At 50.3% G+C, this 19,924-nt stretch carries 21 protein-coding genes; 10 read left to right on the top strand and 11 right to left on the bottom strand.

The window, feature by feature from the left end:
- Positions 1-329: 329 nt before the first annotated feature.
- The 6 genes from ACQE32_RS18425 to pyrE all read left to right on the top strand — a co-directional run bounded on the left by ACQE32_RS18425 (position 330) and on the right by pyrE (position 6,662).
- On the top strand, positions 330-2,027 hold the full coding sequence (locus ACQE32_RS18425) for a lysophospholipid acyltransferase family protein (protein ID WP_427022228.1): 1,698 nt from the start codon (positions 330-332) through the stop codon (positions 2,025-2,027).
- A gap of 111 nt (positions 2,028-2,138) precedes the next feature.
- On the top strand, positions 2,139-3,101 hold the full coding sequence (locus ACQE32_RS18420) for an HlyD family secretion protein (RefSeq protein WP_427022227.1): 963 nt from the start codon (positions 2,139-2,141) through the stop codon (positions 3,099-3,101).
- Positions 3,094-4,017, top strand: a complete 924-nt coding sequence (locus ACQE32_RS18415; RefSeq protein ID WP_427022226.1) for an ABC transporter ATP-binding protein — start codon at positions 3,094-3,096, stop codon at positions 4,015-4,017. Before ACQE32_RS18420 ends, ACQE32_RS18415 begins: the two co-directional genes overlap by 8 nt.
- A complete protein-coding gene (locus ACQE32_RS18410) occupies positions 3,995-5,137 on the top strand; it encodes an ABC transporter permease (RefSeq protein ID WP_427022225.1) in 1,143 nt (380 codons plus the stop codon). The genes ACQE32_RS18415 and ACQE32_RS18410 overlap by 23 nt, the downstream gene beginning before the upstream one ends.
- Positions 5,138-5,245: 108 nt before the next feature.
- Complete coding sequence (gene rph / locus ACQE32_RS18405) at positions 5,246-5,962, top strand: ribonuclease PH (RefSeq protein WP_085069282.1); 717 nt, start codon at positions 5,246-5,248, stop codon at positions 5,960-5,962.
- A gap of 58 nt (positions 5,963-6,020) precedes the next feature.
- Positions 6,021-6,662, top strand: a complete 642-nt coding sequence (gene pyrE / locus ACQE32_RS18400; protein ID WP_426974913.1) for an orotate phosphoribosyltransferase — start codon at positions 6,021-6,023, stop codon at positions 6,660-6,662.
- A 59-nt stretch (positions 6,663-6,721) separates the two neighbouring features.
- Here the strand turns inward: pyrE and slmA are convergent, their stop codons facing one another.
- The 3 genes from slmA to coaBC form a co-directional block, all read right to left on the bottom strand.
- Complete coding sequence (gene slmA, locus ACQE32_RS18395; RefSeq protein WP_085069285.1) at positions 6,722-7,318, bottom strand: nucleoid occlusion factor SlmA; 597 nt, start codon at positions 7,316-7,318, stop codon at positions 6,722-6,724.
- A gap of 120 nt (positions 7,319-7,438) precedes the next feature.
- Entirely contained in the window at positions 7,439-7,897 is a 459-nt protein-coding gene (gene dut, locus ACQE32_RS18390; RefSeq protein ID WP_426974914.1) for a dUTP diphosphatase, read from the bottom strand.
- A complete protein-coding gene (coaBC, locus tag ACQE32_RS18385; protein ID WP_427022224.1) occupies positions 7,875-9,089 on the bottom strand; it encodes a bifunctional phosphopantothenoylcysteine decarboxylase/phosphopantothenate--cysteine ligase CoaBC in 1,215 nt (404 codons plus the stop codon). Before coaBC ends, dut begins: the two co-directional genes overlap by 23 nt.
- 202 nt (positions 9,090-9,291) lie before the next feature.
- On the opposite strand from coaBC, the gene radC reads away from it, so the two are divergent.
- The 4 genes from radC to mutM all read left to right on the top strand — a co-directional run bounded on the left by radC (position 9,292) and on the right by mutM (position 11,482).
- Entirely contained in the window at positions 9,292-9,942 is a 651-nt protein-coding gene (radC, locus tag ACQE32_RS18380; protein ID WP_426974916.1) for a RadC family protein, read from the top strand.
- Positions 9,943-10,181: 239 nt separating this feature from the next.
- Entirely contained in the window at positions 10,182-10,418 is a 237-nt protein-coding gene (gene rpmB, locus ACQE32_RS18375; protein ID WP_038629143.1) for a 50S ribosomal protein L28, read from the top strand.
- A gap of 11 nt (positions 10,419-10,429) precedes the next feature.
- Positions 10,430-10,597 carry a 50S ribosomal protein L33 gene (rpmG, locus tag ACQE32_RS18370; protein WP_013094893.1) on the top strand — a complete coding sequence of 56 codons (168 nt, stop codon included), beginning with the start codon at positions 10,430-10,432 and terminating at the stop codon, positions 10,595-10,597.
- A gap of 75 nt (positions 10,598-10,672) precedes the next feature.
- Entirely contained in the window at positions 10,673-11,482 is an 810-nt protein-coding gene (mutM, locus tag ACQE32_RS18365) for a bifunctional DNA-formamidopyrimidine glycosylase/DNA-(apurinic or apyrimidinic site) lyase (RefSeq protein ID WP_250651214.1), read from the top strand.
- A 10-nt stretch (positions 11,483-11,492) separates the two neighbouring features.
- On the opposite strand, the gene coaD is transcribed toward mutM, so the two are convergent.
- The 8 genes from coaD to ACQE32_RS18325 form a co-directional block, all read right to left on the bottom strand.
- A complete protein-coding gene (gene coaD, locus ACQE32_RS18360) occupies positions 11,493-11,975 on the bottom strand; it encodes a pantetheine-phosphate adenylyltransferase (protein WP_250651213.1) in 483 nt (160 codons plus the stop codon).
- Positions 11,972-12,751 (bottom strand): glycosyltransferase family 2 protein, encoded by a 780-nt coding sequence (locus ACQE32_RS18355; RefSeq protein WP_426974917.1) that lies wholly within the window; start codon positions 12,749-12,751, stop codon positions 11,972-11,974. The genes coaD and ACQE32_RS18355 overlap by 4 nt, the downstream gene beginning before the upstream one ends.
- On the bottom strand, positions 12,752-14,026 hold the full coding sequence (waaA, locus tag ACQE32_RS18350) for a lipid IV(A) 3-deoxy-D-manno-octulosonic acid transferase (RefSeq protein ID WP_426982194.1): 1,275 nt from the start codon (positions 14,024-14,026) through the stop codon (positions 12,752-12,754).
- 80 nt (positions 14,027-14,106) lie between these two features.
- Positions 14,107-15,252 (bottom strand): glycosyltransferase family 4 protein, encoded by a 1,146-nt coding sequence (locus tag ACQE32_RS18345; protein WP_427022223.1) that lies wholly within the window; start codon positions 15,250-15,252, stop codon positions 14,107-14,109.
- Positions 15,245-16,321, bottom strand: coding sequence for a putative lipopolysaccharide heptosyltransferase III (gene rfaQ / locus ACQE32_RS18340; RefSeq protein WP_427022222.1), 1,077 nt, complete (start codon positions 16,319-16,321; stop codon positions 15,245-15,247). Before rfaQ ends, ACQE32_RS18345 begins: the two co-directional genes overlap by 8 nt.
- 93 nt (positions 16,322-16,414) lie before the next feature.
- Positions 16,415-17,416, bottom strand: coding sequence for a glycosyltransferase (locus ACQE32_RS18335; protein WP_427022239.1), 1,002 nt, complete (start codon positions 17,414-17,416; stop codon positions 16,415-16,417).
- Positions 17,417-17,418: 2 nt separating this feature from the next.
- A complete protein-coding gene (locus ACQE32_RS18330) occupies positions 17,419-18,519 on the bottom strand; it encodes a glycosyltransferase family 9 protein (RefSeq protein ID WP_427022221.1) in 1,101 nt (366 codons plus the stop codon).
- Between the two features lie 83 nt (positions 18,520-18,602).
- On the bottom strand, positions 18,603-19,688 hold the full coding sequence (locus ACQE32_RS18325; RefSeq protein WP_427022238.1) for a glycosyltransferase: 1,086 nt from the start codon (positions 19,686-19,688) through the stop codon (positions 18,603-18,605).
- Positions 19,689-19,924: the final 236 nt, after the last annotated feature.

Below are 19,924 nucleotides of genomic sequence, written 5' to 3'. Positions count from 1 at the left end.
GTTTAGTGAAGAGTGAAATGGATTGCCAAATTCCCATTATTAGAAAGCGTCAGTAATGATTTAATGACTTGTTTCTTTATCGTGCAGATGCCTGAAATCATTACTTGATAAATAGTGATCCTGCTTTCGGTTTTTAAATGAGATTTAATAAATTTATGATTTAAAAATATTTTTTATTGAAGTATTTTTCTTCAAGGATATTTTTCTGATAATAAATAAGTAATGGCTAATAATTTGTTGGATGCAGATAAGGTTAAAGATTTATTATTAAATGAATTGAAGGGAGTTAGATGAATAAATGAAAGGGATGTTAAGGAGACAACAATACAATGGATGTAACTGATAGTATTCTCAAGGAGTTCTTCCCCGGGAAAAAATTATCTTTTATTCTGCGTAAATTAGCAAAGTGGGCCGTGGGTCAAGATATACTTTATCGCTGCATAAAAGAGGCTGAAAGCAAAAACGGCATCGAGTGGTTAGTGGCCGTAGCTGAGAGGCTACGTATTCATCTGGATGTGGATCCGAAAGGCTATAACAACCTGCCCCGCAAAGGGCCTGTTATTATCGTGGCTAATCATCCTACAGTTATAGATGGTCTGGGTTTGATAGTGGCTGTTTCCAGCGTAAGGCACGATATTAAAATAGTGGCTAATCATGTGCTTACCTATATGCTGCCAAAAACAGGCGATCTTACGATTGGCATCAGGAATATGCAGGGAAAAATGAGCGCAGGTCAGTACCGCGAAATGAATACGCATCTTAAAAAAGGCGGCGTGCTGATTATTTTTCCTTCGGGCAGATTAGCTGGCTTACAAAGATCAGGATTACAGGAAGCTCCCTGGTACTCTGGCTTCCTTCACCTGGCGAAAAAAAATAATGCAATTTTAGTTCCGGTAAACATCAAAGGCTTAAATAGCTGGCGCTACTATATGACGGCAAAGATCTGGCGTCCTTTTTCTAACTTGATGATTATCAGGGAATGCTTGCGTCATAAAGGTAAATCATTGCAAATAAAGATCCTTCAGCCGATAAACGTATCCAGGCTCGACATTAATAGAGAGTCTGCAGCAGTTATTGCTGCATCCTTTCCGGAGCACATCGAAAAAGCAGGCAAAAATCTTCCCGGCACTTTGCCGGTTCTCGCCCCGGTTGCCGCTCCGGTAGACAAACAACGATTAAATGCGATGCTGACAGAGTGTGAGGTGTTAAAAACATTGCGTGATGGGAAAAGCGTTTTACTGTATCGCCATCAGGGTGAGGAATATTCCCCTGTTCTGCGTGAGTTGGGCCGCCTGCGAGAAATATCTTTCCGTGACATAGGGGCTGGAACAGGAAATAGTTATGACAATGATGTTTATGATAAGGATTATCAACATATTATAGTTTGGGATCCTGAACAGCAAGAAATTGCTGGGTCATATCGGTTTGTACTGGCGGGTGAGCAGCTTTCCAAAAAAGGACTCAAAGGGCTCTATAGTAACGAACTATTTAATTATAAAGAGAGCTTCTTACTAATAGCGAGTCAGAGTATTGAAATTGGCCGGGGTTTCATTCAAAAACAATATCAAAAAACCCATGTTCTTGATGCGCTTTGGAAAGGCATCTTCCATGTTGCGTTAAAGCATAAAAACTATAAGTACCTTCTGGGTGTCCTTACTATCCCTCAATATTTCCCAGAATATGCCAAAAAACTGATGATGGCTTTCTTTCAAAGCTATCTCTCTTCAGATGAGGATTTTTGTTCGCCATCCCGGAAATACTGTAATGTTGATGATGAGGAGATTGCTAACTTTTTTAGCGGTGAGAACTTTAATGAGGAGTGGAAAAAGCTTAATACAACGTTGCGCGAGCAGGGTTGTGATCTTCCCTGGCCTTATAAGCAAGCGGCTAAGTGGTATAGCACAGGCGGATCGAAATTATTATGTTTTGTTGAGGATGAAAGCTTTAATTCTATTGCTGGGCTAAATATCTGTGAAATAAATAAGCTTAAGGAAAACTATGGGAAGCGTTATTTGATTCAAGAATAAATATATCTTTAGTAAGGATAAGTTTTGGATGCGATCAAACTCTGCCCCAATTTTTAAAAGCCATTAAGACAGACTTGCTATTCTCCCCGATAGCGTGTCCGGATCATAAATATGATAAAGAAAAAGCTTGTTGTTTTTTTGTGTTATTTATTCTTGTTACTCGGATGTAAGGATTCCAGCTCTTTTGTTCTGTCAGGCTATACCTATGGAGAATTTACTTATCTCTCTTTTCCTTTCAGCGGCGAAGTAAAAGAGCTGTTCGTTAGTAAAGGCCAAACGGTAAATAGAGGTCAGAAATTAATGCATCTGGATGATTTTCCAGCAGAAAATGCGCTTCGCATAGCGCAAGAAGAGGTCCGCGCTGAAGAGGCGATGCTGCACAATTTAGAAACGGGCGAGCGGGAGTCTGCCCTGAAAGTCATCTATGCACAGCTTGAGAAAGCAAAGTCGGCTGCCAGTCTGGCCAGGAGGCAATTTAACAGGCAGCAGAGGCTTTATACGGAAGAGATGATATCTACTGCTGAATGGGAACGCGCGAAAGAGGAGTATGTTCAAAAAAAAGCGCAGGTTAAGGAGCTGCTATACCAGCTGGAAGCAAAAGCGCTACCTGCTCGTCAGGCTGAAATTAATAATCAAAAATCGCGCGTTGAGTCGGCTAAATTACAACGCGATAAGGCGCGCTGGGATCTGCAACAAAGAACGCTGTTTGCTCCACAGAATGCGACCGTTTATGACATTCTTTATCAGCCGGGAGAGCGTCCTGCAGCGGGTAAGCCCGTTATGAGCTTACTCTCGCCTGAGAGTATTAAGGTGCGCTTTTATGTGCCGGAAAATCGACTGGGCGAATTAAATAGTGGAAAGAAATTAAAGATTTACTGCGACGGCTGTAGCAAAACGTTATCAGCTCATATCAACTATATTAGCTCTCAGGCAGAGTTTTCCCCGCCCGTTATTTACAGTACTCAGCGCAGAGAGACGCTTTTGTTTATGGCTGAGGCCATTCCCGTGAAAGAAGATCTTCCCTATATAAAAACAGGACAGCCTGTAAATATAGAGGTTGTTTTTAATGAGTGATGTATGCATTGAAGTCAGTAATTTGAACAAATATTTTGGCGCTAATCATGTAGTAAAAGATTTTTCACTGACGGTCAGGAAAGGCGAAATATATGGTTTTCTAGGGCCAAACGGCAGCGGGAAAACAACATCAATACGTATGATGTGCGGGCTGATTACCCCTGATTCAGGGAAAGGCCACTGCCTTGGCATGGATATATTTACCCAGCGGGAACAGATTAAACATCATATCGGCTATATGACCCAGCATTTTTCCATGTGGGGCAACTTAACAATCCGGGAAAATCTTTTGTTTATCACGCGCATTTATAATCTGGTCCGGGGTAAAGCGCGTGTGGATCAAACATTAGAGGAGCTGGGGCTTACCTCGCGCCAGCATCAGTTGGCAAAATTTCTGTCCGGCGGCTGGAAGCAGCGTTTGGCACTTGCTGCCTGCACGCTGCATCATCCCGCTTTGCTTTTTCTGGATGAGCCCACCGCCGGCGTCGATCCCAAAGCGCGCCGCGAGTTCTGGCAAATTCTTCATCAGCTTTCCGATCGGGGTATCTCAACCCTTGTCAGTACGCATTATATGGATGAGGCTGAACGATGCCATAAAGTCGCCTACCTTTCTTATGGGCATCTGTTAGCTAACGGTAGCGTTGGGTCAATTATCCATCAGCAAAATTTAACCACGGTCAAAATAAGCGGGAAAAGGTTGACGGAACTGGAGAATGAGCTGCTGAAAATGCCAGGTATTGAACAAACGGTTATTTTCGGTAATAGCCTCTTTGTTACGGCGAAAGATGAAAAGGTATTAAACCTAATACTGTCACACGCTGTTGCTTCTGATTATGAGTTTTGCAAAGTGCAAACGACGCTGGAAGATGCCTTTACCTGGTTAATGAAAAACAATGCTAAAAACAATAAGTACTAATTTTTCCTTTTTACGCTGGATAGGCGTAGTGATTAAAGAAATTCATGAGCTGCGACGCGATAAAATCAGTATGGCTATGGTAGTAATTACACCGCTGCTTCAGCTAACCATTCTTGGCTATGCGGTTAATATGGATGCGCGGAATATTCCCACCGCACTGTTAAATTATGATACAGGGCAATTGAGCCAGGTTTTTGTTTCTGCGGCACAAAATACAGGCTATTTTTCGATGATTCCGGTTGAGTCAGAGATAGAGGCGCGTTCTGCATTTGTTCGGGGCAATGTTATATTTATAATCACTATTCCACAGGGATTCACTCATAAAATGCTGCGGGGAGAAAAGCCGCAGATACTGATACAGGGCGACGCTATCGATCCATTAACCATCGGCAGTGCGTTAAGTGCAGTGACGCAGGCGGCAATAACAATGTTTCAGCATGATCTTCCCCCTTCGCTGCGTAATGAATTAAAGCCAGATGATATTGAATTAGTTATTCATCGTATGTTTAATCCAGAAGGGATCACGCAATATAATACTATCCCCGGTATCATCGGCTCGATACTCAGTACAACGCTGGTGCTAATGACCGCGCTGGCGATTACCCGAGAGCGGGAAAACGGTGCTATTGAGAACCTGCTTATTTCACCTTTGACCAGCTTTGAAATTATTACCGGTAAGATTATTCCCTATGTTCTAATCGGCATTTTTCAGTCATTGCTGATTCTTCTCTTTGCCGTTTATCTATTTGATATTCCGCTGCTGGGAAGTGTTCTTTTGCTTTTTTTTGTGCTCTTTATCTACGTTTTTCTCTGTCTGTCGATTGGCATTACTATCTCAAGCCTCGCGCAAAACCAACTTCAGGCTTTGCAGATGTCCTCTTTCTATTTTATTCCTTCCGTTATGCTTTCCGGTTTCATTAGCCCTTTTATTAGCATGCCATTCTGGGCGCAATGGATAGGGTCATGCCTTCCCTTAACCTATTTTATTCGTTTGACTAAGGGAATTATGTTGAAAGGTTATGGCTTTAGCGATCTGCTTACCGATCTGCTGCCGCTGGGTCTGCTTACGCTTATTGTGGTAGGAATTGCGTTGAAATCCTTCCGTAAAACGCTGGACTGACAGCGGGCTGTGATAATTATTAAGCCGGAAGCTTGCCCGGGGCCGGTAGGCAGAGCAGCGCTAAAACCGTATAATGCGCAGCCAATATTAGCAAGCCGGAGAAAAACCATGCGTCCAGCAGGCCGTCTCACACAGCAGGTGCGTCCCGTTACCCTGACTCGTCACTACACCAAACATGCAGAAGGTTCTGTACTGGTTGAATTCGGCGATACCAAAGTGCTTTGTAACGCGACCGTAGAAGAGGGCGTGCCGCGCTTCCTTAAAGGTCAGGGACAGGGCTGGATTACCGCCGAATACGGCATGCTGCCGCGTTCAACCCACAGCCGCAATGCGCGTGAAGCCGCAAAAGGTAAACAGGGTGGACGTACGCTTGAGATCCAGCGTCTGATTGCGCGCTCGCTGCGCGCCGCAGTGGATCTCAAAGCACTGGGTGAATATACCATTACTCTTGATTGCGATGTGCTGCAGGCTGATGGCGGTACCCGTACAGCTTCCATTACCGGTGCCTGTGTGGCGTTAGCAGATGCGCTGAATGCACTGGTTGCTGCCGGCAAGCTGGCAAAAAATCCGATGAAAGGCATGGTAGCGGCGATTTCCGTTGGCATTGTTAACGGCGAAGCGCTGTGCGATCTGGAATATGTCGAAGACTCTGCGGCTGAAACCGATATGAATGTGGTGATGATGGAAGATGGCCGCATGATTGAAGTTCAGGGCACAGCCGAAGGCGAACCTTTCAGCCACGAAGAATTGCTGACGCTGCTGGCGTTAGCGCGAGACGGCATCGATACCTTGATTCAGGCGCAGAAGGCGGCGCTAAGCAACTAATTATTTCAGGCGACCAGAGAGTCGCCTTTTTTATCGTTAAATTTCGAGGAGAGTAAAGATGAAAGCCTGGCAGCGTGAGTTTATTGAGTTTGCATTAAACAAGCAGGTATTAAAGTTTGGCGAATTTACCCTGAAATCGGGACGTAAAAGCCCCTACTTCTTTAATGCTGGCCTGTTTAATACCGGACGCGACTTGGCACTGTTGGGCCGCTTTTACGCGCAGGCGCTGGTTGATTCCGGCGTCGACTTCGATTTGCTGTTTGGCCCGGCTTACAAAGGCATTCCCATCGCCACGACCACGGCCGTTGCGCTCGCGGATCATCACCAGCGCGACGTGCCTTACTGCTTTAACCGTAAGGAAGCCAAAGATCACGGCGAGGGCGGAACGTTAGTAGGCAGTCCGTTACAGGGACGCGTAATGCTGGTCGATGATGTCATCACCGCTGGCACTGCCATCCGTGAATCAATGGAAATTATCGCGACTAACGGGGCCAGCCTGGCCGGCGTGTTGATTTCACTGGATCGTCAGGAGCGGGGGCGTGGTGAAATATCAGCGATTCAGGAAGTAGAGCGCGACTATCAATGCCACGTTACCGCCATTATCACCCTAAGTGATTTGATCGAATATCTCGAAGAAAAGCCTGAAATGGCTGACCATCTGGCTGCAGTACGTAGCTATCGTCAAACCTACGGTATCTAAGCGTAGATGCTACTGTGTCGCCGGGCTTGTGCTGACCCGGCGACATTTATGCACTCGCGCTATACCAGCTGTGCTGCTAACAGCGGCCAGCGTACGTCAAACTCCTGTGTAGGCAGATAGCGGAACTCTGAGCGCACAAAGCGCGACAGCATACCTTCACAAAAAGCCAGCAGTTGGCTGGCAAGCAGCGTTTCGTCGGTGGCAAAGCCTTGCCCTTCACGCATTTTGCGCTCGCGCATCACCTGCCTCAACTGCGCTTCGATACGCTCGAAAAGCTGGTTAATGCGGCCCTGCAAACGATCCTGTTCGAACATCAGCGCATGACCGGTAAGAATACGCGTCAGACCAGGGTTAAGCTCGCCAAAACCTAAAATTAGCTGCACGATCATACGCAAACGCGTCATGGTCTCTTTTTCATCTTTCAGAATCGCGTTGATGCGGGTAATCAGGCTATCTTCAATAAACTCGATCAGGCTATCAAACATGCGCGTTTTACTGGGAAAATGACGGTAAAGCGCAGCTTCGGAGACGCCTACCGTAGCGGCCAGCTTAGCGGTAGTAATACGCTGACTCCCGTCGCTGGATTCCAGCATTTGCGCCAGAGCCTGCAGGATTTCATCGCGACGATTCCTTTTCGCGCTCTTTTTTTCTGCCATGACGTTATAAACCCCTGAGATTTATCATAAACGGGCAAAGGCCCACGCAACATCCGTGAGAAGGCATCTCACGGTGCTGAAAAATAAACAAGTCGGGTTGCGGAGGGTGTTGCTGTGCGTTTAATTCCGGCCGGAGTGACCGAAACCGCCTTCACCACGCGCGCTGGCATCAAAATCTTCAACCAGATTAAATTCTGCCTGCACGACCGGCACGAAAACCAGTTGAGCAATGCGCTCGCCAGGCTGGACAGTAAAGCTCTCCTGGCTGCGGTTCCATACGGAAACCATTAGCTGCCCCTGATAATCAGAGTCAATCAGCCCAACCAGGTTGCCCAGTACAATGCCATGCTTATGACCCAGGCCTGAGCGCGGCAAAATAACGGCGGCCAGAGAGGGATCGGCAATATGAATCGCCAGGCCGGTTGGCAGTAGCGTTGTGGCGCCGGGCGCCAACTCCTGCGGGGCATCAAGACAGGCGCGCAAATCCAGGCCTGCGGAGCCGGAAGTGGCATAGGTCGGCAGAGGGAATTCTTTACCTACGCGCGCATCAATAATCTTAACGTCGATTTTTTTCATCATAACGGCTGACAATCTCGTCTAATAATTGCTGGCCAAGGAGAGTTTTATCTGCGAGAGGCAAAACTTTTTCTCCCTCCTGCCAGAAAAGGTGAAGAGCATTAGTATCGCTGTTGAAACCTTGCCCGGATTTGGATACATCATTGGCGCAGATCAGGTCCAGATTTTTCCGCGCCCGTTTTTGTTGAGCGTATTCTTCCACATTACGGGTTTCAGCAGCAAACCCTACAACATAGGGGCGTCCTTCCTGCATAGCGCCAACGCCTGCGACAATATCGGGGTTTTTTACCATTTTCAGCGTAATTTCATCACCCTGCTTTTTGATTTTTTCTGACGCGACCTCTGCTGCGCGGTAGTCTGCCACGGCTGCGCTGCCAATGAAAATATCTTGCTGCGTAATATGCAACATTACCGCCTTTTCCATCTCTAGCGCGCTGGTAACGTCGATACGCGTTACGCCTGCGGGCGTCGCCATCGCGACCGGACCAGCGACCAGGGTAACATTGGCGCCACGCGCGGCCGCAGCGGCGGCAATAGCGAAGCCCATCTTACCCGAGCTGTGATTAGAGATATAACGCACCGGGTCCAGCGCTTCGCGCGTTGGGCCAGCGGTAATCATAATATTAAGGTGTTGCAGATCGTTGACGGGCATTGACCAGGCTACCGCGCGGTCAACTATTGCCAGCGGGTCGAGCATGCGGCCCGGCCCCACATCGCCGCACGCCTGGCTGCCGCTATCCGGCCCCCAGATCAACACACCGCGTCCCGCGAGGCGCTGCAAGTTTTCCTGGGTGGCCAGGGCGCGGTACATTTGCTGATTCATGGCGGGCACCACGGCAATGGGTGCAGCGGTGGCCAGGCAGAGCGTGGTAACCAGATCGTTAGCCATGCCTGCCGCTACGCGTGCAATTAAATCCGCCGTAGCGGGTGCCAGGATCACCAGGTCTGCCCATTTACCCAGCTCAATATGACCCATTGCGGCCTCTGCCGCCGGATCAAGCAGATCATCATAAACCGGGTAACCGGAAACCGCCTGAAGCGACAGCGGTGTGATAAAGGCTTTAGCGGCCTCGGTCATCACCACGCGAACTTCCGCGCCGCGATCGCGCAAGCGCCGCACCAGTTCAGGCGTTTTATACGCCGCAATGCCGCCGCTGACGCCCAATACAATATGTTTACCGGTTAATCCCATCATATTCGCTTCTGCCCTTATTGACCTCTTGACGAACCAGGCCTGCCACAATGGCGCGATTTTAACACATTCTGTTGACCATGCTGTTTAGCATCCAGCCACCTTTGCGAGTTGTCCCGAAAAGTTAAATCCTGCCGCTGGCTGCATCGCTTTGGCAGGCGCAGAGTAGTGGCCAGATAGTAACAACAGCCAGCAGGAGAGGCGCGTGTTAAAACCCCGGGAAAAGTTAGAGCAGATGGGTGCATCAGCACTAAGCGATGCGGAGTTGCTGGCTATTTTTTTACGTACCGGCACATGCGGCAAGCCGGTTATGGCCCTGGCGCATGAATTGCTGGCGACGTTTGGCTCTCTCTATTTGCTAATGAGCGCTGAAAAAAGCGCATTCGATACAATTAAAGGCGTGGGAAATGCCAAACTGGCACAGCTGCATGCCGTAGCAGAGCTGGGTCGACGTTTTTTCCATGCGCAGCTGGCGCGGGAAAACGTACTGGAGAATCCTCAACTGACGCAGCAGTATCTGCAAAGCGTGCTGGCACATCAGGAGCGCGAAATTTTTATGGCTATCTTTCTCGATAATCAGCATCGGGTGCTGCAGGCTCAGCAGATGTTTACCGGCACCATCGCCAGCGTAGAGGTACATCCACGCGAAATTGTGCGTGTGGCGCTAAAACTTAATGCCGCGGCGCTGATTCTGGCGCACAATCACCCGTCTGGCCATGCCGAGCCAAGCGCCGCCGATCGGGATATTACCCAGCGTATAAAGCAAGCCTGCCTGCTGATGAATATTCGTGTGCTCGACCATTTAGTGATTGGCAGGGGAGAATACGTTTCTTTCGCCGAGCGCGGCTGGCTTTAAGAGCAAAAAATGCCTGTTTTCTGTGCTATTTCGGCGATCCAGAGGGATCTTTATCTGTTCGGGACTTGAGCGCTGGCAATACAAGGCGTATACTACGCCACCTTTGAGAATCTCGGGTTTGGCGTTTAGGCCTGCTCAGCGGGTTCACATGGAACTCGCCTGGATGGGCTACAAGCCTGACGAGGCGGCCAAGACCTAATTTTTAAAGCTCGAGCTGATTTGATTTTTGGAGAATTGACATGTCACGAGTCTGCCAAGTAACTGGCAAGCGTCCGGTGACCGGTAACAACCGTTCCCACGCAATGAACGCGACGAAACGCCGTTTCCTGCCGAACCTGCACTCTCACCGTTTCTGGGTTGAGAGCGAGAAACGTTTCGTTACTCTGCGTGTATCTGCTAAAGGTATGCGTGTAATTGATAAGAAGGGCATCGATACGGTTCTGGCCGATCTGCGTGCCCGTGGTGAGAAGTACTAAGGAACTGAATCATGGCTAAAGGTATTCGTGAGAAGATCAAGCTGGTTTCCTCTGCTGGTACAGGTCACTTCTATACCACCACGAAGAACAAACGTACTAAGCCGGAAAAACTGGAACTGAAAAAGTTCGATCCGGTTGTACGTCAGCACGTGATGTACAAAGAAGCTAAAATTAAATAATTGCAGCTTCCATGAAAAACCCGGCTTCGGCCGGGTTTTTTGTTTTTATGAAACCGTAAAACGTGAGGAGCTGTCATGCCTGAATTACCTGAGGTAGAAACCAGCCGTCGCGGCATTGAACCGCACCTGGTAGGCGAAACCATTCTGCACGCGGTGGTGCGTAATCCGCGTTTACGCTGGCCTGTGTCGCAGGAGATTCATGCATTGAGCGATCAGCCGGTGCTGAGCGTACAGCGTCGCGCAAAATACCTGCTGCTGGAGCTGCCTGAAGGCTGGATTATTATTCACCTTGGCATGTCGGGCAGCCTGCGCGTACTGCCAGAGGCAATTCCTGCGGCAAAGCACGATCATGTCGATTTGGTGATGAGCAATGGTAAAGTGCTGCGCTATACCGATCCTCGCCGCTTTGGCGCCTGGCTGTGGAGTAAGGATTTGCAGGCGAGCAATGTGCTGGCGCATCTGGGTCCTGAGCCGTTAAGCGAGCAGTTTAATACCGACTATCTGTTGGAAAAGTCACGCGGAAAACGTACCGCTATCAAACCCTGGCTGATGGATAATAAGCTGGTGGTGGGCGTAGGTAATATTTATGCCAGCGAGTCGCTGTTTGCCGCCGGGATCTTGCCCGATCGACCGGCCATGTCGCTGAATCATGAAGAGATCGCGCTGCTGGTTAAGGTGATTAAAGCCGTACTGCTGCGCTCAATTGAGCAGGGCGGCACCACGCTACGTGATTTTCTGCAGAGCGATGGCAAGCCAGGTTACTTTGCTCAGGAGCTACAGGTTTATGGCCGCGCCGGTGAGCCTTGCCGCGTATGTGGTACGCCGATCGAAAGCGCTAAACATGGGCAGCGCAGCACCTTTTTCTGCCGTAGCTGCCAGAAATAACGCTGGCGACTTAGCTGGCCAGTTTTGCCAGTAGCGCCTGCCAGACTGACTCTGGCAGAAAAGCTTTTACTTCGCCGCCGTGCCGGGCCACTTCTTTTACCAGCGAAGAAGAGATGAAAGAGTACTCTTCCGCAGGCATCAGAAAAACGCTTTCCAGGGTCGGGAGAAGGTGGCGGTTCATATGCGCCAGCTGCATTTCATATTCAAAATCAGATACCGCCCGCAGGCCGCGCACCAGAACATTGGCCTGGCGATCGCGGGCGAAATTCGCCATCAGATCGCTAAAGCCGGTGACTTCCACATTGGGTAAATGGGCCGTGGCCTGCTGCGCCAGCGCAACGCGCTCTTCCAGGCTGAATAGCGGTTTCTTGCCTGGGCTGGCGGCGATAGCCAGAATAATATGATCAAACATCAGCGCTGCGCGGCTCAGAATATCCAGATGACCCAGAGTAAAAGGATCAAAGGTGCCGGGATAGATAGCCCTGGTACTCATTTGTTGTCTCCGCTAGTCGACTGACCCAGCGCCCACAGCGCCGCGTACTTATTAAAGGTGTATTGCGCATTCACTACCGCCAGCAGCCAGCCCTGGCTTCCGTCAAGGAAACCGGCGCGCAGCAGCAGCGTTTTGCAGAATGCGCCCAGCGTATGGCTGAACACAGAGAAAATGCCGCAGCGTTTACCCTGCTGATGACGCTGCAGCGCCCAGGCTTCCGCATAGGCGAGTTGTTTACGCTGAAAGGCGCAAAAATCGCGACAGGTGAGATGTTGTAGATGTCCCGCCAGCGGCACAACCTGCGCCTGCTCCGTCTCCAGAGATTCATGTACCTGATGATCGTTATAACTATAGGTACGTGGATAGAGACGCACCACGCGATCGGGATACCAGCCGCTGTGACGCATAAAGCGTCCTAAAAACAGGTTCAGTCGCCCAAGGCTGTAAACCTTATCCGGCTGCGGCGCAGCCTGCAGCACCTGTTCTATCTCAGCGCGCAGTTCCGGCGTGACACGCTCATCCGCATCAATCATCAAAATCATTTCACCACTGGCGTATGCCTGCGCGCGCTGGCGCTGCTGGCCATAACCGGGCCACTCCTGGGAGCGAAAAACCTTAGCGCCATACTGTTCCGCTACGGCAGGCGTGGCGTCCTGACTGCCGGAATCCAGCAGGATAATTTCATCGGCCCAGCTCACTGAAGCCAGGCAATCCGGCAGCAGCTCCGCTTCGTTTTTCACGATCATGACCACTGACAGGCGTTGGCGTACGGTCATTTAATGATTCCGTGGCGGCAAATAAGGTTCAAGCAACTGCAGCAGGCGTTGCAGCGCGCCCTGGTTCTGATGCAGTACATCAACAGCGTGACGACCATGATAGCGTCGATAATCATCATCAATCAGCAAATTACCCACTTCATGCACCAGCGTAGCGGTATCGGTTACCGTAATCAGACCATCCGCCTGCTTCAGCTTGCTGCAGATATCTTTGAAATTAAATGTGTGCGGGCCCATCAGCACCGGAATAGCATGTGCCGCAGGCTCCAGAGGATTATGGCCGCCGCGCTCTACCAGGCTGCCGCCAACAAAGGCCAGATCGGCAATACCGTACAGTAACATCAGCTCGCCCATGGTATCGCCGATAACCACCTGTGTGCCGCTGGAAGGAATTTCGCCGCTGCTGCGCAAGGTATAGCTGAAGCCGCTTTTCTGCGTCATTTCCCGCGCGGTATCAAAGCGTTCCGGATGACGCGGAACCAGAATCAAGAGCAGATCGGGAAAATGTGCCAGCAGGCGACGATGTGCATCCAGTACGATCGCCTCTTCCCCTTCATGAGTACTGGTGGCGATCCACACAGGGCGACGGGGCGCCCACTGGCGACGTAGCGTAACTGCGCGTGCCGCCAGTTCGGGCGTAACGGAAATATCAAATTTCAGGCTGCCGGTAATTGCCAGCTGAGACCGCTTCAGCCCCAGCTCGACAAAGCGCGCGCCGTCCTCTTCATTCTGCGCTGCGATAAGCGTAATGCGCTGCAACAACTGGCGCATAAATTTCCCCAGTTTTTTATAGCCCTTCGCTGAACGGGCCGACAGACGCGCATTCGCGATAACCAGCGGCACCTGACGTTCATGCAGCGCTTTAATAAAGTTGGGCCACAGTTCGGTCTCCATAATGATGACCAGTCTGGGATCGACAGTATTGAGAAAACGGTTGATTGCGTCGGGCAAATCGTAAGGCAGATAGACGTGATGAACATCTTTCCCAAAGGCGGACTGGGCACGTTCCGAGCCGGTGGGCGTCATGGTGGTGACGGTGATGGGCAGCGTTGGGTAACGATGACGCAGCGCCCGCACCAGCGGTACGGCAGCCAGCGTTTCCCCCACTGAAACCGAATGCAGCAGGATGCCGCCAGGGCTCACTTTGCCTTCACAAAAGCCGTAGCGCTCCGCCCAGCGTTTGCGATAGGCAGGTGCTTTGCGGCCGCGCAGCCACAGGCGCAGCCAGATCAGAGGCTGTATGAGGTAAAGCAGGGCGGTGTAAATCGTTGTCATACCGATCTTTACGACACTGATGCGTCAGACTTAAGCAAAATATGCGGAATGCGGCATGTTAGCAGATAACTTGCCTGCACTCATCTTTCTTCCGCCGCGCCCGCCAGCAGCTGTAGATAAAGCGCGTGCAGTTCTGCACCTAATCGCTGTGGCGTATAAGGCGCTATTCTGGCACGTGCGGCATCGCCCATGGCTGCATCCTGCGTTTTTGCAGGAATAGCCTGTACGGCTTCATGTAACGCCTTGATATCCAGCGCATCACAAACAAAACCCTGCTGCTCCTGAATAATAAACTCCGCGCCGCCGCAGCCGGTGCTGGTGATAACTGGCAGGCCGCAGGCCATCGCTTCCAGAATAACGTTCGGAAAAGGATCGTACAGCGTTGGCAAGATCAAACCATCAGCGGCATGATAAAACGGCTGTACATCCTGCTGCACCCCAACAAAACGTAAACGGTCCAGGCAGTTCAACTGATTCGCCAACTGTTGATAACGAGACTGGTGTTTGTCCTGACCCACCACGATCAAATAGCGATCGCTATTAGCGATCGCCTGAATCGCCGCCTTCAGGCCTTTACGTTCAAAACCGGATCCGACATAGATCAGCGCGACGGCCTGCTGCGGTATCGCCAGCTGCTGTCGGGTAGCATGACGCGTCGCTTCGGTAGCCGGTTGAAAACGCTGGGAGTCGATAGCGTTATAAATAACGGTAATGCGATCTTCAGGCAGGTTAAAACAGCGGATAATATCCCGCTTCACCATCTCGGAGTTGCAAATAACCTTTTTCAGCGAGGCGGAATGAAACATCTCTTCTTCCGCCTTCAGCACGTAGCGATGATAAGGACTAAGCGAGGCGCTTAATCGTTGCAGCGGCGAAACAATACGCGCGCGCTGTTCCAGCCAGACGCGATGCACACCGTCGCCGGCCCGAAAAATATCACAGCCTGCAATGCGCTCATGGCTCTGCACAAGATCAAATTTCTCGCGCTGCCAGCAGGCACGTGCTGCCGATGCAAAGCCCCGCTCCCGGGATATGCGCCCCAGCTTAGGCGGGTTACAAATATGTAGGTGCCAGTCGGGTTTGGGCGTGCCTTGCCAGCTGCGGGTGATAATATTCAGATCGAGCTGCTCGCTATCCAACGCTTCCAGTGCCCGTGCGATAAAGCGTTCAGCACCGCCGTCGGGTCGGTATTTTTGGCGCACAATCGCCAGCCGTATTTTACGCATCCAGATAGCTCCTTGCCGCAGCAACCACATCTTCAACCGGGATGGCGCTTAAATAGCGTTGTTCGGTTTTCGTATCAATCGAGTCCGGCGTTGGCAGCGAACCGTAATCGCCCGCCCAGATAATCCGGTTATTAGCCCCCCAGGGCCGCCACTGTTGCAGTTTGGTTGGGCCAAACAGGGCGACGCAGGGAGTTTGCAGCGCCGCCGCCATATGCATTGGGGCGGAGTCGACGCCGATAAACAGCCGGGCGTGATCGATAAGCGCCGCCAGTTGGGTCAGGCTGAGCTGGCCAGCAATGGTGGTTACCTGCGGATTCTGGCACAGGGAAAGTATGTGCGCGATCATCGCCATTTCTTTCCGGTCGGGCGCCGCGGTTAATACAATCTGCAGGCCGGGTTGATTCAACTGGTTGACTAACGCCGCGACCTTTTCATCATCCCAGCACTTGAATGTCCAGCGAGAGGTTGGCTGAATAACGACATAAGGGCCGTTAACGCCTTGCTCATGCAGCTGTTTTTGCGCCGCCTGCCAGTCTTCATCGGCATAATACATCGAGACGGGCGCGCTATCGGTTGGTACATCCAGCGGCGACAGCGCCAGCAGATTTTGCTCTACCGTGTGGAGCTGGCTGAAATTTTGCGTGGAAACCAGATGATTATGGCAGTAGTGCCAAAAATGATTATCACGTTTGTTGAAAGCAAAACCAATGCGTACCGGAGCGTCTGAAAGGCGTGCAATTAACGCGCTGCGCCACTGATCGGCCAGATTAATTACCACATCATAATGGCTGTCCCGAATCGCGTTTACCAGCTTCAGTTCTTGTTTAGCCTGATGCCAGATGCCCTGTTTTTTCCACTTACGATCTATCAAATGTAGCTTACGGATTGCCGGATGCGCCTGCAGCATCGGGCGCGTTTCCTGATAAAGCAGCACATCGATTGCAGCGTTGGGATAACGCTGATGCAGCGCATTAATGACTGGTGTAGTCAGGAGCATATCGCCATGGTGACGCAGTTTAATCACCAGAATATTACGGGGAGTAAAAGATGCAGGAATCTGACTTACCATACAAAACCTGTCTTAGAATGAAGTGAGCCGATCTTAGGGCAAAGCGGTTGGGAGAGAAAGCGCAGCCTGCGACATTTCCCCGACCTTGCCCGCTTAATGTTTACGCCAGCGATAAATACGGCTCAGCCAGAGCAGGAGCTGATACCACTGTTTCAGGCCGCGCGCATTACGCAGCATTCTTCGGTGGGTTTGGGTTGAAAATATATCCGCAATAATCGCCTGACGCGCCTCGGTTTCTGGCTCCCGACGTACTGAATGACAGACGCTAAGCGCTTCGTGAGTTATCTGATAGTGAAATTGCGGATAGATTTTTACCTTGCCGTGATAGCGCTGATTGAGCTCTTCCAGCATACGCGCAATCTTCAGGTAGTGACGCTGATACTCTACGTTACGCTGCCCGGTGCGCTTACGGTTGCTGATCGACCGATCGTGGACATAATAGCGATAGAGCGCGGTATCGGTATAACGCACCCGGCGAGCGTTGAGCATAAATTCCGTAGTCCAGGGGATATCCTGATGGTGTAGCCCCGGCTCAAACATCAGCTCACGGGATTTAATCAGTGATAAGCGATAAATTCCCATCCAGACAACATGAAGATAGCGTCGTGTGGCCAGCGCTTTACTCAGCCAGGCTGCGCCATCCATGACGTCGGTCGAGGTCAGCCTGTCGAGCGGGATCAGCGTTTTGACCCGCTGGCTGCCAGCATAAAAGCACTCTGCGTTGCATTGAGCGGCATCCAAATCGTCCTGTTCGGCCATCTCAACCAGCGTCTGATACATTGCAGGCGACAGGGTGTCATCGGCATCGGGAAAGGTCACATACTTACCGCGTGCCACCGCCAGTCCTGCGTTGCGCGCGCGCGAAACGCCGCCGTTTTCCTGATTAATCACGCTGATATGCTCATAACGTGCCGCATACTCGGCAGCCCGTTCGGCGCTGCCGTCCGTGGAACCGTCATTTACGATAATGACTTCGAGGTTAGTAAAGGTTTGTGCCAGCAGAGACGCCATAAAGGTGTCAAACATGCTGCCGGCGTTATACATCGGAATAATGACGCTCAGTAAAGGCGAAGCGGTTTTAGATTGTTGAGTCATGTTCAATGAGGCTTGGTTTGGCACAGCCGCTCCGGCTGGCGGGCGGCAATAAAATCATGAATATCATCAAGTTTGCGTTGGTCAAGCGCATAAAGCTGCTCTGCCGGATGACGGAATTGATAAGGTGCCGCAAAAATGAAAGATGATGGGGCAATATGATCTGGCCCAATCAGCAAAACGTCTCCCAGGGGACGTTGCTCTTCAACACCACAAGGGCCATAGAGCAACACGACAGGAATACCAAGGGCGTCCGCGATATAAACATTTCCGGAATCAGAAGCAATATAGAAATCAAGCTGACTGATAGCATACGGCACAGTCTCTAATGTTAGCTGCCCAATCAGATTGATGAAACAACGGCTTTTACCTGTAACTTTATAAAGCTCTTCAAGGTGACCTATTTCATTTGGCGCACCAAAAATGTAATAAGAACAGGGTAAGTCCTGTAAGCGATCAAACAGCTTCTTCCAAATCACTGGCGGAATAGTTTTAGCTTGATTGCCAGCGGAGATACTAATGCCAATTTTTATATGGTCCTGGCAAAAAAGCTCATTAGGTAACCCATTATTTTTAAAAAGCGGACGTGTAGCATGTTTCTTATAGCTTTCTTTGGTGAGTGTACGATCCGCCAGCTTCAGATAGCTCTCTATCGTTAGAGAAATTTTGCTGTGTTCTACGATACCATCCGCCGTCCAGTAAAATAGCCTCTGGTACCATTTTCGACGATAATTGGATAAAAATTGTTTGTTACTGGCATTACAGCAGGCCGCATAGAATAAGTTAAGATTATTGGGGTGCAGCAGATAGACGTTGTCGTACCGATTCATTAACTGCAAAGCCAGACGGATTTTGGCGAGCAAGCCGCTTTTATGGTCTTCGACATACCAAATTTTCAGCAGTGTATCATCGTGCTGCGCCAGCGGCGCAACGGTACGGCTAAGCAGTGCATCGCTGTGTTGCAGGTGCGCCAGTAATGGGGTGATATTAACGAAGTCACCAATTTTGGCCGTCTGAATCACCAGGTTACGCCCTTGCTTTTTATAGAAAAGCTTTCGAACCCATTTAAGCGGCAGCAGTAAAATAAAAATGAAAATATAATTCACACCGTTTCCTCAGCGCTACTGGCAACGGGGCAAAGCATACCTATCCCCTGCTAAAAATATTATTCCATTGTTGCGCATCATGGTTAATGTTTGATCAACGCAAGATAACGCAAACAGATAGCCTCAATGTAATAGGCTGAAAGGTCGAGCTGTTGTAATGCCGGCGGCTGATGATAAATGTCCTTGATCCTTTCCGCCAGTGATTCGCTGGTCATTTCCGCCAGACCGCGAGCCAGCTCGCCCTGTAGGATCGTTTCCGGCCCACCGGGGCAGCGGGTGCTAACCACAGGCGTCTGGCACAGCAACGCTTCAACCAGCACATTGCCAAATCCTTCGCTATCCGAGCTGACAATCAGCATACGGGCATGTTTTATCCATGCATAGGGATTATGCGTAAATCCTTTGAAAATCACCCGATCGGAAATACCCAGTTGCTCCGCCAGTTGTTTTAACTCAGTAAGGCGTGCGGTATCGCCCTGACCAATCAGCACCAGAGGCGCCTGTAAGCCGCTATGGGCGTAAGCCTGTAACAGGCGATCGTGACGTTTTGTTGGATGGAAACGTCCTACATGCAGTAAATAATCCTGCCCTGCCAGCTCACACGTTTCCTGCGCCTGTTGCAGAATATAATCGACATCGAAAGGATTATATATAACAACCTCTTTCGCCGGTTTTATGGCGTAGTGCTGCTTCAAATCATCAAGGACAAACTGCGAAACGCCGATAACGTTACGATTTTCATAGACCCGGCGCGTTTTTTGAATTTTAAGCCAGCGGGAAAAGCCTTTACGTCGCGCCAGGTAAGAGGCGGAGAACACGCCATGCAGACAATACCAGGTTCTGGCGGGATCGAGATGGCGGCAACGGCTGACGATGCGGTCGGTTTTATGTAAATGAGAAATCACTAAATCGAAGGCGCCGTTTTGCTGCTCAGCCTTGACAATTGCCCGATCCAGCAGGTGGGCCCGGCGTTGCAGCTCGGTAATTTTACGCCATGGCTTACCACAGCGATCCTGGATTACCTGATAGTCCAGCCCGGCCGGCAAGGGATAGTCACATACGCTGCGTAAAGAAAAGAGCGACACCTGATGTCCCAGCGACAGCAAGCCCTTAGCCAGAGTCAGCACAACTTTCTCTGCGCCGCCCCCTGGTAAGCCATCGATGACCATCAAAATACGCCTGGACAATTTTATACATCCTTATGTGTGCAGCAACGTCACTGGCAAAAGTGTAAGAGTTATTTTGTTGTTAGTTAAGTTTCTAATCATACCAACTGGATAATACTTGATTAAAGTTCAACGAAACGCAGTTGGCAGTTAATCAAGCGAAGCTTAGCCTGCGATGGGCGGCAAATGAAGAGGAATTGTCGTAATGAAATAATTTTGCTCTGTTTGAAGGGGCTGCG

The sequence above is a fragment of the Pantoea sp. FN0302 genome, assembly GCF_050113775.1.
Classification (GTDB): Bacteria; Pseudomonadota; Gammaproteobacteria; order Enterobacterales; family Enterobacteriaceae; genus Mixta; species Mixta alhagi.
Note: the sequence above shows the minus strand (reverse complement) of the source record. Positions and strands in the feature narration are given on the sequence as shown.